We start from the raw sequence: 2,182 nt of genomic DNA on the forward strand, positions 1-2,182 counted from the left end.
CAGTACTACTGGTGCCCCTGCGGATTCGTGACCGGCTAATGGTCAGCGATCGTTGGCCCAGACGGCCCAGTGTGGCGGCACTCAGACGTAGCCGTTAAGGAGCCGCCAGGCCAGGATCGAGCAGCTCAGGATGCCGAACATGATCGTTAAGACGCCGGTGAGCCGGAGGTTGGCGGGCTGCATTGTTGCGCTTCTGAGCTTTTCTGGATACATCGTCATCGTGTCCGAGAGCATCTTGAAAAACCTGAAAAGGGGCGCATTCCAAACGAGTATGCAGCTTCCGCCGATGGTTCCGATGAGTCCAAAGGCCAGCATCGCGATGTTGGTGCTCATCGCTAGAGACTATCGACTCGATCATGGCACCAGTGCTGTTCATTTGCGTTTCGTGACGTAGTCGATGAACACGGCGCCGGCGTTCTGACGGTGTTTGTCTGTGACTTTGTAGCTGTAGTTCATCGAGTCCGCGATGACAGGGGCTGGCAGCTCGAACACCAGCGCTCGAAGAGACGCGTTCCGGGCGCCCCGGAGGTCGATGCCGGAGTCGCGGAGCTTATTCATGAGTGTGGTCTGGTTGAGGTGTTGTCCGGGCCGTCCGCCGGGAAACAGCCATTGGTTCTCGCGGTGGAGGGCTGTTGTCTGGTGCGGTAGCGCGGCGAGGTGATTGCGGATGACTTGGTCGAACGGGGCGGGGATCGTGAGGGTGTCGTTGGTAAACGAGATTGTGACGGCCGTGCCGGTGATCCGCAGCTGCTGCAGTCGCATGCTGGCGATGCGGACGATGGGTTGCCCGTAGAGCAGGAGGAGTAATGCCGCAGCGCGCTCGCCTGGGGCGAGATCTGCCGCGGGGTCGAGTAGCCGGGTTATGTGCTCGAGTCGTTGCTGCTGGGTGATGATGGGCTCGGTTTGTGGGACGCGGTAGGGGAATTTGAGGGGCGGGAGGTGGCGGTGGTCGCTGGCCCAGCGGACGAAGGTGCGGGCAAGGCTTCGTGTTGTGGGCCCGCTGGCGAGCCAGTCGTCGATGTCGTCTTGCATGCAGGTCGCCGGGGAGCGGCCTCGTTCCCGGAGGTGGTGGAGGAATGCGAGGGCGACCGTTGTCGACTGTTTCGCGGAGAGGAAGGTGCCCTTCTTCAACTGGCCGCTGGCGGCGAGATGGTGCATGCGGTTGAGGTGGACCCAGCGTGCGAACTGTTTAATCAGCCGCCCGTCGTCAGGGTGAACATCTCGGAGTTTGCTGGCCAGCCAGTTCTCGAATCGTTCGATATCGAGGTGGACGGGCTCGAGGAGCTGGTGCTCGATGCAGAGCTCTCGGAGGAATGCGACCTTGCGGGGGTGGCTGTGCCCGGTGAACGTGGCGTGCTCGAGCGGGACGATTCCTTGGGCGAGCTCCCGGATGAGGGCCGTGGTGTGTGGGTTGACGATCAGCCAGACCCGGGCGCTTCGGGCGTGTGCCTGCTGTGTGAGCGCGGTAAAGAGCGGCAGCAGGGCTGGGTTGATGCGGCCGGTGGTGTCGTCGAAAAGGTTCGTGAGGTCGTCCGTGAGGCAGCAGTGGGCGCAGAGCCCGACTCGGACGGGTTCGTCCTCGCGGCCGCACCGGGCGCAGTGGAAATCCTTCGGTATGCCGGCGCAATCGACGCAGGCGGGGGTCCCGTCGATGAGGCCCGGGAGAAGCCGATCGGCGTTGCAGCCGGGGCAGAGGCCGTGGATGCGGGTGGCTTGTTGGTAGCACCTTCGACAAATGCGCCCCTCCGGCCACGTTGTCGCGAACCGACTGCCGGTGCGACTGCAGCGGGCGCATTCCTGCGAGGACCGCGGCCCGGTCATTCCGGTCGGCGGATCCTGGCTCGCGCCGGGCGGAAAGCATCGGTCTTCGCGGAAGCGTCGAAGGTGCCGGTCGCCCGGTCGGGGACGGCGCTGACGGTGACCGGGCAGAGGTCCTCGAAGCTGCAGTCGAGGGTGTCGAGAATCGCGCCGAGGAGGTTCAGGTTCATTCGTTCCGGTGTGCCGCCGACGAGGCGATAGATCTGCGAGTCGGAGAGGTGGATGCCGCGGTCGCTGAGGTGCGGGATGAGGTCGGAGATGGTGTTCATGCCGCGGGCGGCCATGAGTTCTCTCAGCCGCCAGCCGTGGTCGATTCGACGTTGCATGGGTCAGGTCTCCTTCGTGGTGAGTTGGGCGGCCATCC

At 64.1% G+C, this 2,182-nt stretch carries 3 protein-coding genes; all 3 read right to left on the minus strand.

The genetic code is table 11. The features are described from left to right. Positions 1-81: 81 nt before the first annotated feature. From E3T28_RS11895 to E3T28_RS11905, 3 genes are read right to left on the minus strand one after another with little or no spacing between them, the layout of a single operon-like run. Complete coding sequence (locus E3T28_RS11895) at positions 82-333, minus strand: hypothetical protein (protein WP_134431406.1); 252 nt, start codon at positions 331-333, stop codon at positions 82-84. Between the two features lie 39 nt (positions 334-372). Then, positions 373-1,821, minus strand: coding sequence for a recombinase XerD (locus E3T28_RS11900; RefSeq protein ID WP_134431408.1), 1,449 nt, complete (start codon positions 1,819-1,821; stop codon positions 373-375). Then, positions 1,818-2,144 carry a helix-turn-helix domain-containing protein gene (locus E3T28_RS11905; RefSeq protein WP_134431411.1) on the minus strand — a complete coding sequence of 109 codons (327 nt, stop codon included), beginning with the start codon at positions 2,142-2,144 and terminating at the stop codon, positions 1,818-1,820. The genes E3T28_RS11900 and E3T28_RS11905 overlap by 4 nt, the downstream gene beginning before the upstream one ends. Between the last annotated feature and the right edge of the window lie 38 nt (positions 2,145-2,182).

The sequence above is a fragment of the Cryobacterium sinapicolor genome, assembly GCF_004403465.1.
In the GTDB taxonomy this organism is placed as follows: Bacteria; Actinomycetota; Actinomycetes; order Actinomycetales; family Microbacteriaceae; genus Cryobacterium; species Cryobacterium sinapicolor.

Excerpts from the sequence above, each read along its gene's own strand:
- E3T28_RS11905 (WP_134431411.1), bottom strand. The coding sequence starts at position 2,144 with ATGCAACGTCGAATCGACCACGGCTGGCGGCTGAGAGAACTCATGGCC.
- E3T28_RS11900 (WP_134431408.1), bottom strand. The coding sequence starts at position 1,821 with ATGACCGGGCCGCGGTCCTCGCAGGAATGCGCCCGCTGCAGTCGCACC.
- E3T28_RS11895 (WP_134431406.1), bottom strand. The coding sequence starts at position 333 with ATGAGCACCAACATCGCGATGCTGGCCTTTGGACTCATCGGAACCATC.